Raw genomic sequence first — 21,298 nt, 5'->3', positions numbered from 1 at the left:
TGTGGTGTCACCCACACCTGAACACATAGGGTGTGTGGAGGGAACGCGGGGAAGTGAAACATCTCAGTACCCGTAGGAAGAGAAAACAATTTAGTGATTCCGTGAGTAGTGGCGAGCGAAAGCGGATTGAGGCTAAACCGGCTGCGTGTGATACCTGTCAGGGGTTGCGTGGTCGGGGTTGTGGGACCCTGCTGAACAAGCTGACACTTGTTCGAGAAGTTACAAAGTCAGTGGCTAGTCGAACAGTCTGGAATGGCTGACCGTAGACGGTGAAAGTCCGGTAGGTGAAAGTTGCTGACCTTCTGTGGGTGTTCCCGAGTAGCGGCGGACCCCTGAAATCTGCCGTGAATCTGCCAGGACCACCTGGTAAGCCTAAATACTTCCTGGTGACCGATAGCGGACGAGTACCGTGAGGGAATGGTGAAAAGTACCCCGGGAGGGGAGTGAAATAGTACCTGAAACCGTTCGCCTACAATCCGTCGGAGCCTTACGGGGTGACGGCGTGCCTTTTGAAGAATGAGCCTGCGAGTTAGTGGCATGTGGCGAGGTTAACCCGTGAGGGGGAGCCGTAGCGAAAGCGAGTCTGAATAGGGCGATTCAGTCGCGTGTCCTAGACCCGAAGCGGAGTGATCTAGCCATGGGCAGGCTGAAGCGCGGGTAAGACCGCGTGGAGGGCCGAACCCACCAACGTTGAAAAGTTGGGGGATGACCTGTGGTTAGGGGTGAAAGGCCAATCAAACTCCGTGATAGCTGGTTCTCCCCGAAATGCATTTAGGTGCAGCGTCGCGTGTTTCTTGCCGGAGGTAGAGCACTGGATGGTCTAGGGGGCCCACAAGCTTACCGAAATCAGCCAAACTCCGAATGCCGGTAAGTGAGAGCGCGGCAGTGAGACTGCGGGGGATAAGCTTCGTAGTCGAGAGGGAAACAGCCCAGATCACCAGCTAAGGCCCCTAAGCGTGTGCTAAGTGGAAAAGGATGTGGGGTCGCATAGACAACCAGGAGGTTGGCTTAGAAGCAGCCACCCTTTAAAGAGTGCGTAATAGCTCACTGGTCAAGTGGTCCCGCGCCGACAATGTAGCGGGGCTCAAGCACACCGCCGAAGCTGTGGCATTCACATTTTAACCTCGCTTGGACTTGATTCCTTGTGCAGGTGTGTGGATGGGTAGGGGAGCGTCGTGCCGCGAGTGAAGCAGCGGGGTGACCCAGTTGTGGACGCGGCACGAGTGAGAATGCAGGCATGAGTAGCGAAAGAAGGGTGAGAAACCCTTCCGCCGGATGACCAAGGGTTCCAGGGCCAGGCTAATCCGCCCTGGGTGAGTCGGGACCTAAGGCGAGGCCGAGAGGCGTAGTCGATGGACAACGGGTTGATATTCCCGTACCCGCGAAAGAGCGTCCCTGACGAACCTCGTTGTGCTAACCACCCGAACTGTCTGATGCCTTCGGGCTGATGGTGGGGAGCGTGGGAACCTGATGGGTAGTAGTCAAGCGATGGGGTGACGCAGGAAGGTAGCTGAGCCCGGCCGGTGGTTGTGCCGGGGTAAGCGTGTAGGCCGTGTTGTAGGCAAATCCGCAACACATGAAGGCTGAGACGTGATGCCGAGCCGATTCAGGTGAAGTCAGTGATCCTATGCTGCCGAGAAAAGCCTCTAGCGAGTTCTTAGCGGCCCGTACCCCAAACCGACACAGGTGGTCAGGTAGAGAATACCGAGGCGATCGGGCGAACTGTGGTTAAGGAACTCGGCAAATTGCCCCCGTAACTTAGGGAGAAGGGGGGCCGGAGACGTGAAGCCCCATGCGGGTGGAGCGTTGTATGGCCGCAGAGAGCAGGGGGAAGCGACTGTTTACTAAAAACACAGGTCCATGCGAAGAAGTAATTCGATGTATATGGACTGACGCCTGCCCGGTGCTGGAACGTTAAGGGGACCTGTTAGCTCTTCGGGGCGAAGCGGAGAACTTAAGCGCCAGTAAACGGCGGTGGTAACTATAACCATCCTAAGGTAGCGAAATTCCTTGTCGGGTAAGTTCCGACCTGCACGAATGGCGTAACGACTTCCCCACTGTCTCAACCACAGGCCCGGCGAAATTGCAGTACGAGTAAAGATGCTCGTTACGCGCGGCAGGACGGAAAGACCCCGGGACCTTTACTATAGCTTGACATTGGTACTCGAATTAGCTTGTGTAGGATAGGTGGGAGCCGGTGAAGTCCATACGCCAGTATGGGTGGAGGCAATCTTGAAATACCACTCTGGTTGATTTGGGTATCTAACTTCGGACCGTTATCCGGTTCAGGGACAGTGTCTGGTGGGTAGTTTAACTGGGGCGGTTGCCTCCTAAAAGGTAACGGAGGCGCCCAAAGGTTCCCTCAGCCTGGTTGGCAATCAGGTGTTGAGTGCAAGTACACAAGGGAGCTTGACTGTGAGACTGACAGGTCGAGCAGGGACGAAAGTCGGGACTAGTGATCCGGCACTTGCGAGTGGAAGCGGTGTCGCTCAACGGATAAAAGGTACCCCGGGGATAACAGGCTGATCTTCCCCAAGAGTCCATATCGACGGGATGGTTTGGCACCTCGATGTCGGCTCGTCGCATCCTGGGGCTGTAGCAGGTCCCAAGGGTTGGGCTGTTCGCCCATTAAAGCGGTACGCGAGCTGGGTTTAGAACGTCGTGAGACAGTTCGGTCCCTATCCGCCGTGCGCGTAGGATACTTGAGAAGGGCTGTCCCTAGTACGAGAGGACCGGGACGGACGAACCTCTGGTGTGCCAGTTGTCCCGCCAGGGGCACGGCTGGTTAGCTACGTTCGGAAGGGATAACCGCTGAAAGCATCTAAGCGGGAAGCCTGCTTCAAGATGAGGTATCCCACCCACTTTGTGGGGTAAGGCCCCCAGCTAGACGACTGGGTTGATAGGCCGGAAATGTAAGCCCGGTAACGGGTTCAGTTGACCGGTACTAATAGGCCGAGGACTTGACTACTAAGCTGCTACGCGTCCACTGTGCAACTCTCGATAAACGAACAACAGACCACACTGTGTGGTGTTGTTTGACATGTCGATAGAGTTACGGCGGTCATGGCGGAGGGGAAACGCCCGGTCACATTCCGAACCCGGAAGCTAAGCCCTCCAGCGCCGATGGTACTGCACTCGTGAGGGTGTGGGAGAGTAGGACGCCGCCGGACAAACATTCGTCAGGGCCACCCCATTTCTGGGGTGGCCCTGACGCATTTCCATACCCAAGACCAGGCCCGGATGGACGCCGGCCCAGGGTCAGTCCCGGGTCTGCATGCCGGCGCGCAGGTTGCGCAGCAGCCCTCCGGCGTCGGTGACCGACCGCCCCGGGAACATCGCCATCACCACGCTGCCGTGGTCCGCCCAGCCGCACACGGCGAAGTCGCCGCCCTCGCCGCTGGTGTTGCCGCACTTCATCACGCCGCCCAGCTCGCCCGCGGACACCTCGCGCAGGCCGGTCACCTTGCCGGTCTCGTCGGACATCAGGCCGAAGAGGCTGTCCAGGTCCCGCTCCGGCTGCCAGAGCAGGGTGGTGCCCCCGAAGATCAGCACCGACCGCTTGTCGTCGGCCGGATCGCGGTAGACCGTGCCGAAGCTGCGGTCCAGCTCGATGTCGGCCGCCAGGCCGCTGCGCAGGTAGTCCGCCGTGCTCTTCGCGCGTTCGCTGTCGTCCCGGGTCAGGCCAGCCACCTGGTCCGGCGAGGTCAGCCGGGTGTCCTTCTGCTGCACCACCCGCCAGCCGCCGGCGCCCAGCACGCCCGCACCGGCCAGGCCGACGACCAGCGCGACCGCCCAGCCGATCCGGCGCCGCCGGGACCACCCACCACGCGGCTCGTCGGGCTCGCCTCCGGGGTCCCGGGTGCTCAGCTGGATCGGCTCCTCGGTCAGCTCCACCGGCTCGCGACCGTCGTCGAGCGGGCGCGCAGTGAGATGTGCGTCGGACATAGCCGACACCGTACGCGAATGGCAGGTGGCGCACGTCGGGTCCGCCGAAGCCCTCCGTAGACTTTCACGGGTGACCGACAGACTCGATGCCCGACGCCCCGACGCCCCCACCCTGGCCGGCCAGTACCAGCCCGCCGAGGTAGAGCAGCGACGGTACGAGCAGTGGGTAGCCGCCGGGCACTTCCGGGCCTCCGCCGACAGTGACAAGCCCCCGTTCACCATCGTCATCCCGCCGCCGAACGTCACCGGCTCGCTGCACATGGGCCACGCCCTGGACCACACCGTGCAGGACGCCCTGGTGCGGCGGAAGCGGATGCAGGGCTTCGAGGCGCTGTGGCTGCCCGGGATGGACCACGCCGGCATCGCCACCCAGAACGTCGTGGAGCGGCAACTCGCCGCCCAGGGGCTATCCCGGCACGACCTGGGCCGGGAGAAGTTCGTCGAGCGGGTCTGGCAGTGGAAGGCCGAGTCCGGCGGTGCCATCCTCGGCCAGATGCGCCGCCTCGGCGACTCCGTCGACTGGGACCGTGAGCGCTTCACCATGGACGAGGGCCTGTCCCGGGCCGTCCAGACGATCTTCAAGAAGCTGTACGACGACGGCCTCATCTACCGGGCCAACCGGATCATCAACTGGTGCCCGCGCTGCCTGACCGCGCTCTCCGACATCGAGGTCGAGCACACCGACGACGACGGTGAGCTGATCTCCATCCGGTACAGCGACGAGGTCGTGGTGGCCACCACCCGGGCCGAAACGATGCTGGGCGACACCGCCGTGGCGGTGCACCCGGACGACGAGCGGTACCAGCACCTCATCGGCACCGAGGTCGAGCTGCCGCTGACCGGGCGCCGCATTCCGATCGTCGCCGACGCGCACGTCGACCCGTCGTTCGGCACCGGCATGGTGAAGGTGACCCCGGCGCACGACCCGAACGACTTCGAGATCGGCCAGCGGCACGACCTGCCCGCGCTGACCGTGATGGACGAGCGCGGTGTGATCACCGTGCCCGGGCCGTTCGAGGGGCTGGACCGGCTCGAGGCGCGACCGGCGATCGTCGCCGCCCTGCGGGAGCAGGGGCGGATCGTCGCGGAGAAGCGGCCGTACGTGCACGCGGTCGGGCACTGCTCGCGCTGCCGTACGACGGTCGAGCCGCGGCTGTCGTTGCAGTGGTTCGTCAACACCGCTCCGCTGGCCCAGGCGGCTGGTGACGCGGTGCGCGACGGCCGGGTCCGGATCGAGCCGGCCGAGTTGGCCAAGCGCTACTTCGCCTGGGTCGACAACATGCATGACTGGTGCATCTCCCGCCAGCTCTGGTGGGGGCACCGCATCCCGGTCTGGTACGGCCCGGCGGGCGAGATCGTCTGCGTCGGCCCCGACGAGGCGCCGCCGACCGGCGAGGGCTGGCACCAGGACGAGGATGTCCTCGACACCTGGTTCTCCAGCGGCCTGTGGCCGTTCTCCACGCTCGGCTGGCCGGAGCAGACCCCGGAGCTGGCGAAGTTCTACCCGACCAGCGTGCTGGTCACCGGGTACGACATCCTGTTCTTCTGGGTCGCCCGGATGATGATGTTCGGCCTCTACGCGATGGACGGCCGGCCGCCCTTCGACGTGGTCGCCCTGCACGGCATGGTGCGCGACCAGTTCGGCAAGAAGATGTCGAAGTCGTTCGGCAACGTGGTCGACCCGCTGGACTGGATCGACCGGTACGGAGCCGACGCCACCCGGTTCACCCTGGCCCGGGGCGGCAACCCCGGTCAGGACGTGCCGGTCAGCGAGGACTGGTGCCAGGGCTCGCGCAACTTCTGCAACAAGCTCTGGAACGCCACCCGGTTCGCGCTGATGAACGGGGCGCACACCACGGGTGACCTGCCCGCCGCCGAGCAGCTCTCCACCGTCGACCGGTGGATCCTGTCCCGGCTCGCGCACGTCACCGCCGAGGTCGACGAGCAGTTCGAGGCGTACGAGTTCGCCAAGGTGTGTGACCTGCTCTACCACTTCGCCTGGGACGACGTCTGCGACTGGTACGTCGAGCTGAGCAAGCCGGTGCTCGCCGAGGGCGGCGAGCGGGCGGACAACACCCGCCGGGTGCTCGGGCACGTGCTGGACCAGCTGCTGCGGCTGCTGCACCCGGTCATCCCGTTCGTCACCGAGGAGCTGTGGCTCGCGCTGACCGGCGGCGAGACGGTGCAGACCGCCGCCTGGCCGGTGGCCGACCGTTCGCTGATCGACGACGCCGCCGAGGCGGAGCTGGCCAGCGTGCAGCGGGTGGTCACCGAGATCCGTCGGTTCCGTTCCGACCAGGGGCTGCGCCCGACCCAGCGGGTGGCAGCCCGGCTGGACGGGCTCGGCGGCGCCGGCATCGCGGCCCACGAGCCGCTGATCCGCTCACTGGTGCGGCTGGACCCGGCCGGCGATGCCTTCCAGGCCAGCGCCACGCTGGCCATGCCCGGGGCGGTCGGTGTCGCGTTGGACACCCGGGGGTCGATCGACGTGGCCGCCGAGCGGGCACGGCTGACCAAGGACCGCGCGGCGGCCGAGAAGGAGGTCGCGCAGGCCCGGGCGAAGCTCGACAACCCGGCCTTCATCGGCAAGGCCCCCGAGCCGGTGGTCGCGAAGATCCGCGACCGGCTGGCCACCGCCGAGGCCGACCTGGTCCGGATCGACGCTGCTCTGGAGACGCTTCCCTCGTGACCGACCGTACCGATTTCGCCGCCGCCGAGGCCGAGCTGGCCGCCCGCGGCTTCACCCGCATGGTCTTCGAGCTGGACCGGATCGAGTCGCTGCTCGATCTGCTCGGCAGCCCTCAGCGGGCGTACCCCGCGATCCACCTGACCGGCACCAACGGCAAGACCTCCACCGCGCGAATGATCGACTCGCTGCTCCGGGCGTTCGGGCTGCACACCGGCCGGTACACCAGCCCGCACCTGGAGACCGTCCGGGAGCGGATCGCCCTGGACGGCGAGCCGGTCAGCGAGGAGCGGTTCGCCGCGGTGTACCGGGAGGTCCGGCCGCTGGCCGAGCTGGTCGACGCGCGGTCGGACGAGCCGCTCACGTACTTCGACATGACCACCGCGCTGGCGTTCGCCACGTTCGCCGACGCGCCGGTCGACATCGCGGTCGTCGAGGTGGGCCTCGGCGGCGCCGAGGACGCCACCAACGTCATCCAGGCCGGGGTCTGCGTGATCACGCCGATCGGCCTGGACCACACCGAGTGGCTCGGCGACACGCTCCAGGACATCGCGCTGGCCAAGGCCGGCATCATCCACCCGGGTGCCACCGTCATCGCGGCGGCGCAGGAGGAGGAGGCGGCCCGCCCCCTCCTGGAACGCTGTGCCGAGGTGGGCGCGACCATCGCCCGCGAAGGCGCCGAGTTCGGTGTGCTGAGTCGGGCCATCGCGGTCGGCGGTCAGGTGCTCACCCTCCAGGGGCTCGGCGGCATCTACGACGACGTGTTCATCCCTCTGCACGGCGCGCACCAGGCGCAGAACGCCGCGGTGGCACTCGCCGCGGTGGAGGCGTTCCTGGGTGCCGGGACCACGCGGCAGTTGGACATCGAGGCGGTCCGGGAGGGCTTCGCCGAGGCCAGTTCCCCGGGTCGGCTGGAGCGGGTCCGGAACGCCCCGACCGTCCTGCTGGACGGCGCGCACAACCCGCACGGGATGGCCGCCACCGTCACCGCGTTGCAGGAGGAGTTCGCCTTCAGCAAGCTGGTGGCGGTCGTCGGCGTGCTCGCCGACAAGGACGCGTCCAGCCTGCTGGAGCTGCTGGAGCCGGTGGTCGATCTGGTGGTGGTCACCCGCAACAGCTCGCCGCGGGCGATGCCGACGGCCGAACTCGCCGCGCTGGCCGGCGAGATCTTCGGCGAGGAGCGGGTCGAGGTGGCCGAGGAGATGCCGGACGCGATCGAGGTGGCGGTGGCGTTGGCCGAGGAGGACGTCCCCGGTGAACTCAGCGGGGTGGGGGTGCTGATCACCGGGTCGGTGGTGACGGTGGCCGACGCCCGTCGGCTGCTGAAGCGATGACAGGCCCGGAGCGGGACCGCCGCACCCCCGAGCACCCACCAGCGGACCAGCCCACCGCCGCGTCGCCGGCCGACCAGCCCGCGGCCGGGTCGCCGGACGAGGAGCCCGCGGTCGGGCAACCCCGGCGGTCCGGGCTGCGCAACCCGGAGCGGGCGGTACGCGGCCTGGGCGCCGGGACCCTCAGCCTGGAGGCGCTGGTGCTGGTGCTGGCCATCCAGCCGATCCGCGTGGTCGGCGGCGACCTGGGCGGGGCCGCGATCGCCGCGGTGGTGGCCCTGGCGGTGGTCGCCGTCCTGCTCGCCGGCGTGATGCGCCGCCCGTGGGCCTGGCACGCCGGCACCGTGCTTCAGGGTCTGCTTCTGCTGGCTGGCCTGCTGCACTGGTCGCTGTTCGCGCTGGGCATCATCTTCGCCCTGGTCTGGGCGTACGCGCTGCACGTCCGCCGGGTCATCCTCGGCTGACGCGGACCCGGACGACCGCGTCCGCGGTCAGGCGTCGGCGCGTTCGCGCCACTGGGTGAGGGCGATGCCGTGGCCGTCCGGGTCGCGGAACGCCGCCGCCCATACCTCCAGCCTGGTGCCCCGGTTGACGACCCGGGGCGCGTAGGTGAAGCGCACACCCGATCCCCGCAGCCGCTCGTACGCCGCCCCGATGTCGTCCACCTCGAGGTTGACGTGCACCAGCCGCCGGCTGATCGGCGCCGCCCCGGTCACCTCGCGCAGCACCAGTCGGGTCGTGCCGGAGGCGAGCACCGCGTTGCCGGTGCCCTGGTCGACCTCGCTGAAGCCGAGCACATCGCGGTAGAAGTCCAGCGACCGGGACAGGTCGGTGACCAGCAGCGTGAGGCCCACGCCGCTGATCGGGGCGGCCGGATCGGCGGCGGCCTCCGTGTCGTACCCGAAGATCGCCTCGTCCAGTTCCTCGGCGGTGACGGTCTCGCGCGCGGTGCCGGGCGGGGTGGGATCGTCCAGCGGCAGGTCGAGCGGGTCCAGCGGATCCGTCATACCCGGAGCGGATCGCTGCGCGGGAGGTGGGTCGAAGCGCTGTGCGGTGGGCGGGTCGAAGGGGTCCTCGGCGGGTGGGGCGGGCCGGTCGTCCTCCGGCTGGTCGAAGCGCTCCTCAGCGGGCGGACGCGGCGCGGGGGTGGCCCGCCGGGGGAGCCCGCTGCCGGCCGACTGGCCGCCGGCCGGCTGCTCGACGACGACGCCCTCCAGCACCACCGGGCCGCCGGGGCTCTGGTGCACCACCACCGGCTCGCGTTCCTCGGGGGGCGCGACGTCCAGGTCGTCACGGAGCGGGTCGGGGCCGGGTGGGTCGCGGAACGGGTCGCCGAGCGGGTCGCGGAAGTCGTCGTCTGGCGCGCGGTCGGCCCACGGCGGGGCGTCCTGCTGGATCAGCACCTCGTCGAGGGCTTCGGCGTCGGCGAACTCGGGCGGCAGGTCGGCGACGGCCGTAGCGGTCTCGGCGTGGGTGGGCACCTCGTCCCAGAGGACCTTGACGTGCCGCTGATCGTCCAGCGCGACCCGGATCGGCAGGGTCTGGCCCAGCGACGGCCACTTGGCGACCGGCACCCGCGGCTCGATGATCTTCTTGGACCGGGGCGGCAGACCGGGGGCGTCGATCACCAGTTGCAGCTCACAGCGGCCGAACGCGTACTGGGTGGGCGGTTCGGAGGCGCTGTGCACGTGCCCGACGCCGACGACCCAGGTGCGCCCACCGCCGCGCACGGTGGCCAGTGCGATCGCCAGCACCAGCAGTGCGACCCCGAGCGCCACGATGGCCCAGCTGGTCATGCCCAGCCCGAAGAGGACGACGAACGTGGCCACGGTGCCCAGCACCGTGCCGATCAACTTGCGTACCGGCGCGATGGGTCGGTTCCCGCCATTCGCCACAGTGGACCTCCCGGGGTCAGGGCCAGGCTAGGCCGGATCGGCCACCGGAGGAAAGACCGGCCGCCGCGCCGGCGCCGGGACCGGGTCGCTAGGCTGACCGTACCGATCCCGAGCGTTCAGCGCGTACAGGAGGAACCCAGCGTGTCCAGCAACAGCCCGGATGAGCGCAGCCTCGTTCTGATCAAGCCCGACGCGGTCCGCCGCGGCCTGGTCGGCGAGGTCCTCTCCCGCTTCGAGCGCAAGGGGCTGCGGATCGACGCGATGGTGCACCGGACGATGGACGCCGCGCTCGCCGACGAGCACTACGCCGAGCACGTCGACAAGGCTTTCTACCCGCCGCTGAAGGACTTCATGACCGGCGGTCCGCTGGTCGCCCTGGTGCTCTCCGGCGACCAGGTCATCGACGTGGTTCGCGGGCTGGTCGGCGCGACCGACGGGCGCAAGGCGGCCGCCGGCACCATCCGGGGCGACCTGTCGCTGTCCAACCGGGAGAATCTGGTCCACGCGTCCGACTCGCCGGACAGCGCCAAGCGCGAGATCGCGCTCTGGTTCCCGGAGCTGGGCTGACGCGTCGTCGCCGGGGTCAGTCGACCGGCGGCAGCTTCTCCGGGTTGCCCACCACGTAGACGCCGGTGATCCGACCGTCGGCCGCGCTGACGGTCAACGTGTACCGGCTGCCGTCCGCACGGGTCATCAGGGCTGCTGGTTCCCCGTTCAGCTCCACCCGGCGCGTCGTCCACTGGCGGCCCCGGCCGTAGATCCCGGCGAAGAACCGGGCGATCCGGTCTGCGCCGGTGACGGGGTTGCGGGCGGCCCGTGCCCGACCGCCGCCGTCGTTCCACGCCGTGGCGTCCGCCGCGACCAGGCCGGTGAGCGTCGCCAGGTCGCCATCGCGGGCGGCGGCCAGGAACGCGTCCAGCAGCCGTTCCCGTTCGGCCCGGCTGGCGGTGAAGCGGCGCTGCTCCTGTCGTACCCGGGCCGTCGCGCGGTGGTGCAGCTGTCGGCAGTGCTCCGGGGTCCGGTCCAGGATCTCCGCGATTTCCGCGTACGGCAGGTCGAAGGCGGTGTGCAGGACGTACACCGCGCGCTCCGGTGGGGTGAGCCGCTCCAGCACGTGCAGCAGCGCGGTGGAGAGCGAGTCGCGTAGCTCCGCGCGGTCCAGCGGCCCGAACGGCGAGGGTGCGGTCGGGACCGGCTCGGGCAGCCACGTCCCGACGTACGTCTCACGCGCCGCCTGCCGGGCCCGCAGCCGGTCCAGGGCCAGGTGGGTGACCACGCGGGACAGGTACTTCCGCGGCTCCTCCACCGCCGACCGGTCCACGCCGAGCCAGCGCAGGTACGCCTCCTGGAGCACGTCCTCGGCGTCGTGCCGGCTGCCGAGCAGGCGGTAGGCGAGCCCGAGCAGCATCGGCCGGTGCGCCTGGAGCGCACCGGCCGCCTCTGCCGCCTCGGTCGTCACACCTGCGCCGGGGGCTCCAGCCGCATGGTCACCGCGATCCGATTCCACACGTTGATTGTGGCGATCGCGAAGACGAGGTCGGCCAGTTCCTTCTCCGACCAGACCTTCGCGGCGGTGTCCCACACGTCATCCGGCACCCCGTGCTCGCCGAGCCGGGTGACGGCGTCGGTGAGGTCCAGCGCGGCCCGCTCCCGCTCGTCGAAGAACGTCGACTCCCGCCAGGCGGCCACCGCGAACAGTCGCCGGCTCGACTCGCCGTTCGCGAGCGCGTCCCGGCTGTGCATGTCCACGCAGTACGCGCACCCGTTGATCATCGACGCCCGCAGCTTGACCAGTTCCAGCACGGTGTGGTCGACGTTCGACTGAGCGTACTTCTCCATCCCCATGACGGCCTGGTACGCCTTCGGCGCCACCTCGCCGGGATTCATCCGCTGCACGACTACCTCCCCTGATCGGTTTCGACACCCGTACGACGGATGGGCCGGGGCATGCCGTGACAGCCGTGGCTGTGACTCCGGTCATGCCGAAGGTCGCCGGTGGCGCGGCCGGGCGGAGCGGGAGGTCAGACCCGCGCGGCGCCGTCGATGACCGGGACCGGGGTGGGCTCCGGAACGGCGGACGCCCCGTGCGCGGGGACCGGAACGCCGGGCACGGTCCGCTCGGCGGAGTCGGCCGGCTCGGAGGACGCGGCCGACCGGGGCGCCGGGGCGCCGGCCGGCGTGGGCGGGACTCCCCGGCCCCTCCCGGAGAGGCGGCGTCCCACCGCGATCATCGGCTGCTCAACCCACCGGAACAGCAGGTCGGCGGCGAGCAGGCCCACCACGGTGGTGGCGACGAACAGCCGGGTCCCGTGCACGCCGTACGACGGCACCAGCCCGACCACCATCGCCATGGCGATGTACTGCACCAGGTAGAGCGAGTAGGAGCGTTCGCCCACGAACACCAGCGGCCGCCAGGAGAGCAGCTTCGTCGGCAGCCCGGGTGCGAGCATGGCCGGAAGCAGAATCGCCACCGCCACCGCGTAGACGCCGATCATCATCTCCGAGTGGCCGTCCGCGGCCGGCGGCCAGTACGGCAGCGACAGGTGGACGGCGACGAACCCGACCACCACCGCGAAGGACACCACGGGACGGGTCAACGGCCGGATGAGCGCGTACCCCCGTGGGTGGTGCATGACGACCGCCAGCAGGCAGCCAACCAGGATCGACACGTAGTGGATCGGCCAGTAGGGCCAGGCGGTCGCGAACGGGATCATCGCGACCAGGCCCGCGATGGCCAGAAGCGTCACCGCGATCCGGCGGACGACGGCGGCGGTGACGAACACGAACGCGAGCAGCGGCCAGACCAGGTAGAACTTCCACTCGATGGCGATGGTCCACGAGTGCAGGAAGACCGCCGAGTTCGGCGCGAACTCGTTGACCATGAGCAGGTAGTGCGGCATCGACTCGCGCACCTTCGCGCCGCCGCCGTTGAGGTGCGCGAGGGCGTACGTCGCGGCGAGCACCACGAAGTAGACCGGCAGGATCCGGAAGAAGCGGCGAATGTAGAAGGACCGCAGCGAGACGCGGCCACGCCCCTCCTCCTCGCGGAGCAGCAGCGTGGTGATCAGGAAACCGGACAGCACGAAGAACAGTTGGACGCCCACCCAGCCGGAGAGCCAGGTCCACCGCGGCCCCCCGAAGTGGAAGGCGACGACGATCACCGCCGCAATCGCGCGGAGCCCGTCGAGGGCGGGGAATCGTCGCATCGCGCGGTATTCGGCGTAACTGATCGCGGTCACCCGGCGAATTCTGGTCAGGCCCGGAGGGCCACGTCAAGGCGGCCCCCCGGCGCGCCGAGGAGGTGCCCTCGTCGACGGGAAGTGCCGGCGTCCTGCCGGTCCACCCGATCCCGTCCTGCCCCGACCGCCGTTGATCATGAGGTAGGCGGGCGGATCGGCGATCCACTCACCCGTCAACCTCATGATCAACAGTAGCTAGGAAGGACGACCCCGGGTCAGAGGGTGTCGAGGGAGGCCCGACGGCGGGACTCGGCTTCGAAGAGCTTGAGCAGGGTGGCGGCGAGGACCGCGTAGCCGACGGCGATGGCCAGTTCGGCGGCGAGCTGGGGTGCGGCTGCCTGGAATCCTTCGCCGGCGACCAACCGGCGGGCCGCCTCGGCGGCGTGGGTGATCGGCAGCAGCTCGCCGGTGACGCGCATCCAGGCCGGCAGCCCGGCGGCGGGGACGTTGACCCCGGTGAGCAGGAGAAGCAGCGCCACCGAGACGTTGGAGACCAGCCAGACGTCGCGGAACCGCAGCCCGATCGCACCCAGGGTCAGGCCGAAGAAGCCGCAGGCCAGCGCCGCGACCGCCAGGGCCAGCAGCAGCCCCGGCAGCGCGTCGACCGGTACCCGGAGGCCGAGCAGCAGCGACGCGGCGGTCATGGTGGTCACCGCGATCAGCAGCCCGTTGGCGGCGTACGGCAGGACCCGGCCGAGGAAGACCGCGGTGCGGCTGCGCGGCGACAGCAGCACGTGCCCGAGCGTGCCGAAGCGCCGCTCGTTCGACACCGCCATGGTGCCGCCGAACACGCACGCCAGCGAGGCCACCAGCACCGCGTTGCCGGTGATGTAGAAGCCGTCGTCGGCGACACCGAGCTGCCGGCCCAGGTAGGCGAAGAACAGCAGCTGGAACAGGGGGCCGACGAGCAGCGTGCCGACGAACATCGCCGGGGTGGTCCAGTTGAACAGGGCCCGGTAGGCGATCACGCCACCGGTGCCGATCAGGCGGAGCAGAGCGGTCATCGTCGCCTCCTCAGGCCAGGGCGAGGGTGGCCGCCGCGCGGGCCCGCCGCTCGACGTGGGTCATCATGATCGCGCCGAGCGCCAGGCAGGCCAGGCTGATCACCAGGCAGATGCCGAGCGACGGCCAGACCGGCCCGCTGCCGGTGGCCGCCTCGCGGACCGCGCGCGCTCCCCACGTGGTGGGCAGCACAGCGGCGATCGGACCGGTCCAGCCGGGCAGCGCGGTGATCGGCACGAGCATCCCGGACACCAGCCAGATCGGGTACTCCAGCGTGTTGGTCAGCGCGTTGGCGTTGCGCAGCAGCACGAACGTGGAGGCGAGCAGCAGCCCGAACATGCCGAGCCCGATGATGCAGCCGGGTACCGCCACCGCGAACGCCAGCGGGTGGGCGAAGGTCAGCGGGATGCCGTACAGCAGCCGGCCCCAGGCCAGCGTGGCGAGCATCGCGTACGTGCCGGTGAGCGCGGTGGCCAGCGTGATCGGCAGCACCACCAGCGCCGGTGGCCGGGGCGCCAACATGATCATCTCCAGGGTGCCCTGCCAGCGTTGGTTCTGGATCGCGCCACCCGAACCGAACAGCACCGACGACCAGACACCCATCAGCCCCGCCCCGACCGCGGCCTCCAGCAGCCGACCCGGCTCGCCGCCGGCCCGAAACAGGTAGACGGCCAGGGTCGCCTGCACCACCGGCACGATCAGCGCGGTGGCGATCTCGAACGGCGACCGGCTGAGCTGCTTGGCGTGCAGCAGCGCCCCGACCGCGATCATCCGCAACGTCCTCACGCGGCCACCGCCTCGACCCGGCGAGACTGCGCGTCGACCCGGTTCACGGTCGCCACGTACGCGTCCTCCAGGGTGGGCTGCCGGGCGGTGACCCGGCCCAGCCGCACCCCGTCCAGCGCGCGCAGCACGTCCGCCTGCACGTCCACCCCCGCGTCGGACTGCACGGTCAGCACCTGCGCCGCACCGGTGACGACCACGCTCGCCTCGCGCACGCCCGGCAGAGCGTGGATCACGGCGAGCTGGCCGTCACCCACCCCGTACGCCTCCACTTCCAGCACCTGCCGGCCGTCGGCGTGGTGCCGCAGCTCGGCAGGAGTGCCGAGGGCCTGGATGGTGCCGTTCGCGATCACCGCGATCCGGCCGCACAGCTCGTCCGCCTCGGCCATGTAGTGGGTGGTGAGCAGCACGGTGGTGCCGGTGGCGGCGAGGTCGGCCACGGTCTGCCGCAGCTCCCGGGCCGCCACCGGGTCCACCCCGATCGACGGCTCGTCGAGGAAGAGCACCCGCGGCCGGTGCAGCAGGCCCCGGGCGATGTGCAGCCGCTGCCGCATGCCCCGGGAGTAACCCTCCACCCGGTCGTTCTCCCGACCGGTCAGCCGGACCAGGTCGAGCAGCTCGGCGATCCGCCGCTTCTGCTCCCGCCCGGGCACGCCGTACAGCTCCGCGAAGTAGCGCAGGTTGTCCCGCGCGGAGAGCCGGTCGTAGAGCCCCCGGTCACCGCCGAAGACGTACCCGATCCGCCGGCGTACCTCCCGGGTCTGCCGGACCACGTCGAAGCCGCAGATCCGGGCCTCCCCGGCGGTCGGGATGAGCAGCGTGTTCAGCAGCTTGATGGTCGTGGTCTTGCCAGCGCCGTTCGGCCCGAGCAGGCCGAACAGCTCCCCGTTGCCGACCGTCAGGTCGACGCCGCGGACCGCCTCCACCTCCCGGCGCTGTGGTCGTAACCATCCGGTCCGGCTGCGGTACGTGCGGCGCAGCCCGACCGCCTCGATCGTGTGTTCGCTCATGCCCGGAGGCTAGGAGTGGCCGGGGCGGGTGGGAAACGAATTCGGAACGGGCCGAATGTTCAGGCCGAGGCGGTCGCCGGCTCGTCGCCGATCAGCTGCACCAGGGCCACGCCGGCCGGTTCCAGGCCGTACAGCACCCGCCGGCCGACCCGGCGACGGTGCACCACGCCCGCGGTGAGCAACGCGGAGAGCTGCTCCGAGACGGTGCTCGGCGCCAGCCCGAGGGTGGCGGCGAGGCCGGCGGTGGTGGCCGGTCGGGTCAGCGCCCGCAGCACCTGGGCGCGCCCCCGACCGACCAGGACCGCCAGCCGGTCGGTGGCCGGATCCGCCGCGGGCTTCTCGGCGGCCGGCCGATCGGCCAGCAGCACCGAGCCCCGGGCCTGGTACGAGACCGCGAGGATCTCGGGGTGATCGGTGGAGAAGGTGAGCGCTCCTCGAGAGAAGATCAACGGGATCAGCAGCAGCCGCTGGTCGACCGCGGTGAACTGCCCCTCGGACGGCTTGACCAGAGTCAGCGTCGGCCTTTCCCAGCGCACCCGCTCGTGCAGGTCGGCCAGCAGCGCGTCCGGGCCGTGCGCGGCGAGCGCCCGTGCCCGGTGCAGCACCTCCTCGTCCAGCGCCGCCCGCATCGCCGGCCACCACGGCGCGATCGCCGCGTCCCAGTACGCCTGGAGGCCGTCGGCGAGCCGGTCCAGGGCCGCCTGCCGGTCAGTGACGAACGGACGCAACCAACCCGGCAGGTCGTCTGGACGGTGGTAGCGGGGGATCTGCTCGGCGATCACCGAGGCCGGTGTGGCCCGGAGCACGGCCAACTCCTCGGCGATGGTCGGGCTCGCGGTGGGTGGCACCGGACCCAGGAAATCCGGGTACCAGGAGCCGGTCTTCGAGTAGAGCCGGGCAGGGGCGGCCTCGGGCAGCTCGGCGAGCACCCGATGGGCGTGCCGCGCCCAGCCCGTGTAGGGCCAGGGCGCCTCGTCCGGGTACCGGTCGAGCAGGTAGAGGCTGCACTTGGCCTCCCAGAGCGGGCTGGTCGCGATCCGGGTGCGGGTCAGCGTCGGCTCGTCCAGCTCGATCCGGATCACCCGGTGAGCCTAGCCCGGTGGCGGGACGCCCCGTCATTACTCGGCGGCGGGGCGGTGGGCGGGTCGAGTATCGTTGAGCACCGTAAGGCGATGACCCGGCCATCACCGGTGAGCCTCCGGAAGAACAGCCGGGCAACCGGCCCAGTAGAACCGGACGGGTCCGGCCCGTCACAGCCGGCCAATGAGCGGGCGGTCGATCCTGACCGCCAAGCGGGGTGGTACCGCGGGCCACCCGGGGAGCGTCGTCGAGGCGTACCCCGGAAGGTTCGTCCTCGCAGACCCACCGATGAGTGAGCTGCGAGGAGAGCGACCCCCGATGGCCTATCCGTTGCACGAACCGACCGCCGCCGGTGTCTCGGCGAGCCCGGACCTGCCCGCGGTCGAGCGCCGGGTGCTGGAGCACTGGACGGCTGACAAGACCTTCGAGGCGTCGGTGGAGGCCCGCCCGGCCGGGGACGACGGCAAGAACGAGTACGTCTTCTACGACGGCCCGCCGTTCGCCAACGGCCTGCCGCACTACGGCCACCTCTTCACCGGCTACGTCAAGGACGTGGTGCCGCGCTACCAGACCATGCGCGGTCGGCACGTCGAGCGGCGCTTCGGTTGGGACTGCCACGGCCTGCCCGCCGAGGTGGTGGCCGAGAAGCAGCTCGGCATCACCAGCAAGGCGGAGATCATCGACCTGGGCGTGGCCCGGTTCAACGAGGCCTGCCGCACCTCGGTGCTGGAGTTCACCCAGGACTGGGAGCGGTACATCAACCGGCAGGCCCGCTGGGTCGACTTCGCCAACGACTACAAGACCCTCGACCTGGACTACATGGAAAGCGTCATGTGGGCCTTCAAGACCCTGCACGACAAGGGTCTGATCTACGAGGGCTTCCGGGTGCTGGCGTACTGCTGGCGGTGCGAGACGCCACTGTCGAACACCGAGACCCGGATGGACGACGTCTACCGGGACCGGCACGACCCCACCCTGTCCGTGTGGTTCGGGCTGACCCCCGACGAGTCCGCGCCGGAGCTGGTGCGCGGGCCGGTCAAGCTGGGCGTCTGGACCACCACGCCGTGGACCCTGCCGTCCAACCTGGCGCTCGCCGTCGGCCCGGACATCGAGTACGCGGTGCTGGAGCGCGACGGGGACCGCTTCGTGATCGGTGCGGCGCGGCTGGCCGCGTACGGCAAGGAGCTGGAGGGGTACGAGCAGGTCGGCACGGTGTACGGCCGTGACCTGGTCGGGCGCCGCTACACCCCGCTGTACGACTTCCTCGTCGAGCAGGCCGGGGACAACGCCTACCAGGTGCTCGGCGCGGAGTTCGTCACCACCGAGGACGGCACCGGGATCGTGCACCTCGCCCCGGCGTTCGGTGAGGACGACCAGAACGTCTGCAACGCCGCCGGCATCCCCACCATCGTCACGGTCGACGACCACACCCGGTTCACCGCGCTGGTCCCGCCGTACCAGGGCGAGCAGGTCTTCGACGTCAACAAGCCGGTGATCCGGGAGCTCAAGGAGCGGGGGGTGGTGCTCAAGCAGGACACCTACACCCACTCGTACCCGCACTGCTGGCGCTGCGAGACCCCGTTGGTCTACAAGGCGGTGTCGTCGTGGTTCGTGGCGGTGACCCGTTTCCGGGACCGGATGGTCGAGCTGAACCAGCAGATCAACTGGACGCCGGGGCACATCAAGGACGGCTCGTTCGGCAAGTGGCTGGCCAACGCCCGGGACTGGTCGATCAGCCGGAACCGGTTCTGGGGCTCGCCGATCCCGGTCTGGAAGTCCGACGACCCGAACTACCCGCGACTGGACGTCTACGGCTCGCTGGCCGACATCGAGCGGGACTTCGGCGTACGCCTGAGCGACCTGCACCGGCCGGCGGTGGACGAGCTGGTCCGCCCCAACCCGGACGACCCGACCGGCACGTCGATGATGCGCCGGGTGCCGGAGGTGCTGGACTGCTGGTTCGAGTCCGGCTCGATGCCGTTCGCCCAGGTGCACTACCCGTTCGAGAACGCCGACTGGTTCGAGCACCACTACCCGGGTGACTTCATCGTCGAGTACATCGGGCAGACCCGCGGCTGGTTCTACACCATGCACGTGCTGGCCACCGCGCTGTTCGACCGGCCGGCGTTCCGCAACTGCCTCAGCCACGGCATCCTGCTCGGCTCGGACGGGCGCAAGATGTCCAAGAGCCTGCGCAACTACCCGGACGTCTACCACGTCTTCGACGCGTACGGCTCGGACGCGATGCGCTGGATGCTGATGTCCTCGCCGGTGCTGCGCGGCGGCGACATGGCGGTCACCGAGACGCTCATCCGGGATGCCGTCCGGCAGGTGCTGCTGCCGCTGTGGAACGTCTGGTACTTCTTCTCGCTCTACGCCAACGCGGACGGGTATCAGGCGCGGCGCCGCACCGACTCGACGCATCTGCTCGACCGGTACGTGCTGGCGAAGACGAACGAGTTGGTGTCGACGGTCCAGGCGCAGATGGAGGCGTACGACATCTCCGGCGCCTGCGCCACCGTCCGGTCCTACCTGGACGCGCTGACCAACTGGTACGTGCGTCGGTCCCGGGACCGGTTCTGGTCCGGCGACGCGAACGCCTTCGACACCCTGTGGACGGTGCTGGAGACGCTCTGCCGGGTGGTGGCGCCGCTGGCGCCGCTGACCGCGGAGGAGATCTGGCGCGGGCTGACCGGGGAGCGCTCGGTGCACCTGACCGACTGGCCGGAGGCGACCGAGTTCCCGGCCGACCACGAGCTGGTCGCCGCGATGGACGCCACCCGGGCGGTCGCCTCGGCGGCGTTGTCGCTGCGAAAGGCGAAGGGGCTGCGGGTGCGGCTGCCGCTGTCGAAGCTGACCGTGGCCTCGCCGGCGGCGGATCAGCTGCGTCCGTTCGCCGACCTGGTCGCCGACGAGGTCAACGTGAAGGCGGTGGAGTTCAGCGCGGAGCTGTCCGAGTACTGCCAGCAGGTGCTGACCGTGGTGCCCCGGGCGCTCGGGCCGCGGGTCGGCAAGCAGGTCCAGCAGGTGATCAAGGCGGTCAAGGCGGGCGACTGGGAGCTAATCGACGGCGCACCGGTGGCCGCCGGTGTCACCCTGGCCGAGGGCGAGTACGAGCTGCGCCTGGTCGCCGCCGACGCCGAGCACTCCGCGCCGCTGCCCGGCGGTGAGGGCGTGGTCGTGCTGGACACCGAGGTCACCCCGGAGTTGGCCGCCGAGGGGCTGGCCCGCGACGTGGTCCGGGTGGTGCAGCAGGCGCGCCGGGACGCCGACCTCGACGTCTCGGACCGGATTGTGGTGTCGGTGTCGGCTTCCGAGGAGGTGCGCGCGGCGGTGGCCGCGTACATCGACTTCGTCGCCGGGGAGGTGCTGGCCGATTCGGTCGACTTCGCCGAGGGCCTCGACGGCTTCGCCGGCGAGGTCGGTGAGGGTGACCGGGTGACGGTCGTCGTCCGCCGGGTATGACCACCCGTGTGTGAGGAAGGGGCCCTTCTCAACTTCTGATGTAGAGGCAGGGCCCCTTCCTAACCGCAGCATCGCCGGGGCGCGGGCGCCTCGCCACCTCCGTCGGGGAAGTGTGGCGGCGTCCGCTACCGTGACACCGCCTGTTCGCACCTGATCTGCCGGAGGACCAGTGCCCCTGCTCTACACCATCGGCAAGCTCACCGTGGCGCCCACGCTGCGGTTGGCGTTCCGCCCGACCGTGGAGGGGCTGGAACACGTGCCGGACACCGGCGGTGCGGTCTTCGCCGGCAACCATCTCTCGGTGGCCGACGAGCTGTTCCTCGGCACGGTGGTGCCCCGGCACCTGGCGTTCTGGGCGAAGTCGGAGTACTTCAAGGGCACCGGGGTGAAGGGCGCGATCTCCAAGTTCGTCCTCACCGGCCTGGGCGCGATCCCGGTCGAGCGGGCCGGCGGGCGGGCGGCGCTGTCCGCGTTCGACGCGGCCATCCCGGCACTCAAGGGCGGCGATCTGGTGGTGGTCTACCCGGAGGGCACGCGCTCCCCGGACGGCAGGCTCTACCGGGGGCGGACCGGCGCGGCCCGGCTGGCGATCTCCGCCGGTGTGCCGATCATTCCGGTCGGCATGATCGGCACGGACAAGGCCCAGCCGATCGGCGCCCGGGTGCCCCGCCCCGGCACCGCCAAGATCACCGTCCGGTTCGGCAAGCCGCTGGACTTCACCGGCCGGCCGGCCGACCGCACCTCGCTGCGGCAGATGACCGACGAGCTGATGAGCGAGATCCAGAAGCTCACCGGCCAGGAGTACGTGCCCCGCTACGCTCCGCCGCGCGCCCACCCGGATCCGACCCGCAACGCCTGACGG

At 69.6% G+C, this 21,298-nt stretch carries 15 protein-coding genes and 2 rRNA genes (1 of these 17 cut by a window edge); 8 read left to right on the top strand and 9 right to left on the bottom strand.

The window, feature by feature from the left end; translation table 11 throughout:
* Both BUS84_RS17030 and rrf read left to right on the top strand, forming a co-directional pair.
* Nucleotides 1–2,968: ribosomal RNA gene (locus tag BUS84_RS17030) — 23S ribosomal RNA — on the top strand (it extends 141 nt beyond the left edge of the window).
* Nucleotides 2,969–3,053: 85 nt separating this feature from the next.
* Nucleotides 3,054–3,170 (top strand): 5S ribosomal RNA (gene rrf / locus BUS84_RS17025).
* Between the two features lie 88 nt (nt 3,171–3,258).
* Here the strand turns inward: rrf and BUS84_RS17020 are convergent.
* Entirely contained in the window at nt 3,259–3,945 is a 687-nt protein-coding gene (locus BUS84_RS17020) for a hypothetical protein (protein WP_074313780.1), read from the bottom strand.
* Between the two features lie 70 nt (nt 3,946–4,015).
* Between BUS84_RS17020 and BUS84_RS17015 the strand changes: the two genes are divergently transcribed.
* The 3 genes from BUS84_RS17015 to BUS84_RS17005 are packed head-to-tail and all read left to right on the top strand — an operon-like array spanning nt 4,016 to nt 8,426.
* The gene (locus BUS84_RS17015) at nt 4,016–6,634 is read left to right on the top strand and encodes a valine--tRNA ligase (RefSeq protein WP_074313779.1); all 2,619 of its coding nucleotides are present in this window, start codon (nt 4,016–4,018) and stop codon (nt 6,632–6,634) included.
* Nucleotides 6,631–7,965 carry a bifunctional folylpolyglutamate synthase/dihydrofolate synthase gene (locus BUS84_RS17010; protein WP_074313777.1) on the top strand — a complete coding sequence of 445 codons (1,335 nt, stop codon included), beginning with the start codon at nt 6,631–6,633 and terminating at the stop codon, nt 7,963–7,965. The genes BUS84_RS17015 and BUS84_RS17010 overlap by 4 nt, the downstream gene beginning before the upstream one ends.
* Entirely contained in the window at nt 7,962–8,426 is a 465-nt protein-coding gene (locus BUS84_RS17005) for a DUF4233 domain-containing protein (RefSeq protein ID WP_084757505.1), read from the top strand. Before BUS84_RS17010 ends, BUS84_RS17005 begins: the two co-directional genes overlap by 4 nt.
* A 27-nt stretch (nt 8,427–8,453) precedes the next feature.
* Here BUS84_RS17005 and BUS84_RS17000 read toward each other — a convergent pair whose 3' ends face one another.
* Complete coding sequence (locus BUS84_RS17000) at nt 8,454–9,857, bottom strand: VOC family protein (protein WP_074313775.1); 1,404 nt, start codon at nt 9,855–9,857, stop codon at nt 8,454–8,456.
* A 141-nt stretch (nt 9,858–9,998) separates the two neighbouring features.
* On the opposite strand from BUS84_RS17000, the gene ndk reads away from it, so the two are divergent.
* Nucleotides 9,999–10,424 (top strand): nucleoside-diphosphate kinase, encoded by a 426-nt coding sequence (gene ndk, locus BUS84_RS16995; RefSeq protein ID WP_074313773.1) that lies wholly within the window; start codon nt 9,999–10,001, stop codon nt 10,422–10,424.
* A 16-nt stretch (nt 10,425–10,440) separates the two neighbouring features.
* Here ndk and sigJ read toward each other — a convergent pair whose 3' ends face one another.
* From sigJ to BUS84_RS16960, 7 genes are all read right to left on the bottom strand, one after another.
* Nucleotides 10,441–11,316, bottom strand: coding sequence for an RNA polymerase sigma factor SigJ (sigJ, locus tag BUS84_RS16990; RefSeq protein ID WP_074313771.1), 876 nt, complete (start codon nt 11,314–11,316; stop codon nt 10,441–10,443).
* The gene (locus BUS84_RS16985; RefSeq protein ID WP_208869863.1) at nt 11,313–11,744 is read right to left on the bottom strand and encodes a carboxymuconolactone decarboxylase family protein; all 432 of its coding nucleotides are present in this window, start codon (nt 11,742–11,744) and stop codon (nt 11,313–11,315) included. The genes sigJ and BUS84_RS16985 overlap by 4 nt, the downstream gene beginning before the upstream one ends.
* Nucleotides 11,745–11,878: 134 nt before the next feature.
* On the bottom strand, nt 11,879–13,096 hold the full coding sequence (locus tag BUS84_RS16980) for an acyltransferase family protein (protein WP_074313767.1): 1,218 nt from the start codon (nt 13,094–13,096) through the stop codon (nt 11,879–11,881).
* A gap of 215 nt (nt 13,097–13,311) precedes the next feature.
* Complete coding sequence (locus BUS84_RS16975; protein ID WP_074313764.1) at nt 13,312–14,100, bottom strand: ABC transporter permease; 789 nt, start codon at nt 14,098–14,100, stop codon at nt 13,312–13,314.
* Between the two features lie 10 nt (nt 14,101–14,110).
* Complete coding sequence (locus BUS84_RS16970) at nt 14,111–14,869, bottom strand: ABC transporter permease (RefSeq protein ID WP_074313762.1); 759 nt, start codon at nt 14,867–14,869, stop codon at nt 14,111–14,113.
* A gap of 11 nt (nt 14,870–14,880) precedes the next feature.
* Nucleotides 14,881–15,891: an ABC transporter ATP-binding protein gene (locus BUS84_RS16965; RefSeq protein WP_074313759.1), complete on the bottom strand. Its 1,011-nt coding sequence runs from the start codon at nt 15,889–15,891 to the stop codon at nt 14,881–14,883.
* A gap of 59 nt (nt 15,892–15,950) precedes the next feature.
* Complete coding sequence (locus BUS84_RS16960) at nt 15,951–16,973, bottom strand: ArsR family transcriptional regulator (RefSeq protein ID WP_074313756.1); 1,023 nt, start codon at nt 16,971–16,973, stop codon at nt 15,951–15,953.
* A 316-nt stretch (nt 16,974–17,289) separates the two neighbouring features.
* Between BUS84_RS16960 and ileS the strand changes: the two genes are divergently transcribed.
* Together ileS and BUS84_RS16950 are read left to right on the top strand one after the other, a co-directional pair.
* Nucleotides 17,290–20,436 carry an isoleucine--tRNA ligase gene (gene ileS / locus BUS84_RS16955; RefSeq protein ID WP_074313753.1) on the top strand — a complete coding sequence of 1,049 codons (3,147 nt, stop codon included), beginning with the start codon at nt 17,290–17,292 and terminating at the stop codon, nt 20,434–20,436.
* A 169-nt stretch (nt 20,437–20,605) separates the two neighbouring features.
* Entirely contained in the window at nt 20,606–21,295 is a 690-nt protein-coding gene (locus tag BUS84_RS16950) for a lysophospholipid acyltransferase family protein (protein ID WP_074313752.1), read from the top strand.
* Nucleotides 21,296–21,298: the final 3 nt, after the last annotated feature.

Origin of the sequence: Micromonospora cremea (assembly GCF_900143515.1) — a bacterium.
Classification (GTDB): Bacteria; Actinomycetota; Actinomycetes; order Mycobacteriales; family Micromonosporaceae; genus Micromonospora; species Micromonospora cremea.
Note: the sequence above shows the minus strand (reverse complement) of the source record. Positions and strands in the feature narration are given on the sequence as shown.

What these genes read in the sequence shown, in the direction of transcription:
- BUS84_RS17020 (WP_074313780.1), bottom strand. Translation starts at nt 3,945, where the DNA reads ATGTCCGACGCACATCTCACTGCGCGCCCGCTCGACGACGGTCGCGAG.
- BUS84_RS17005 (WP_084757505.1), top strand. Translation starts at nt 7,962, where the DNA reads ATGACAGGCCCGGAGCGGGACCGCCGCACCCCCGAGCACCCACCAGCG.
- BUS84_RS16985 (WP_208869863.1), bottom strand. Translation starts at nt 11,744, where the DNA reads ATGAATCCCGGCGAGGTGGCGCCGAAGGCGTACCAGGCCGTCATGGGG.
- BUS84_RS16975 (WP_074313764.1), bottom strand. Translation starts at nt 14,100, where the DNA reads ATGACCGCTCTGCTCCGCCTGATCGGCACCGGTGGCGTGATCGCCTAC.
- BUS84_RS16970 (WP_074313762.1), bottom strand. Translation starts at nt 14,869, where the DNA reads ATGATCGCGGTCGGGGCGCTGCTGCACGCCAAGCAGCTCAGCCGGTCG.
- BUS84_RS16965 (WP_074313759.1), bottom strand. Translation starts at nt 15,891, where the DNA reads ATGAGCGAACACACGATCGAGGCGGTCGGGCTGCGCCGCACGTACCGC.
- ileS (WP_074313753.1), top strand. Translation starts at nt 17,290, where the DNA reads ATGGCCTATCCGTTGCACGAACCGACCGCCGCCGGTGTCTCGGCGAGC.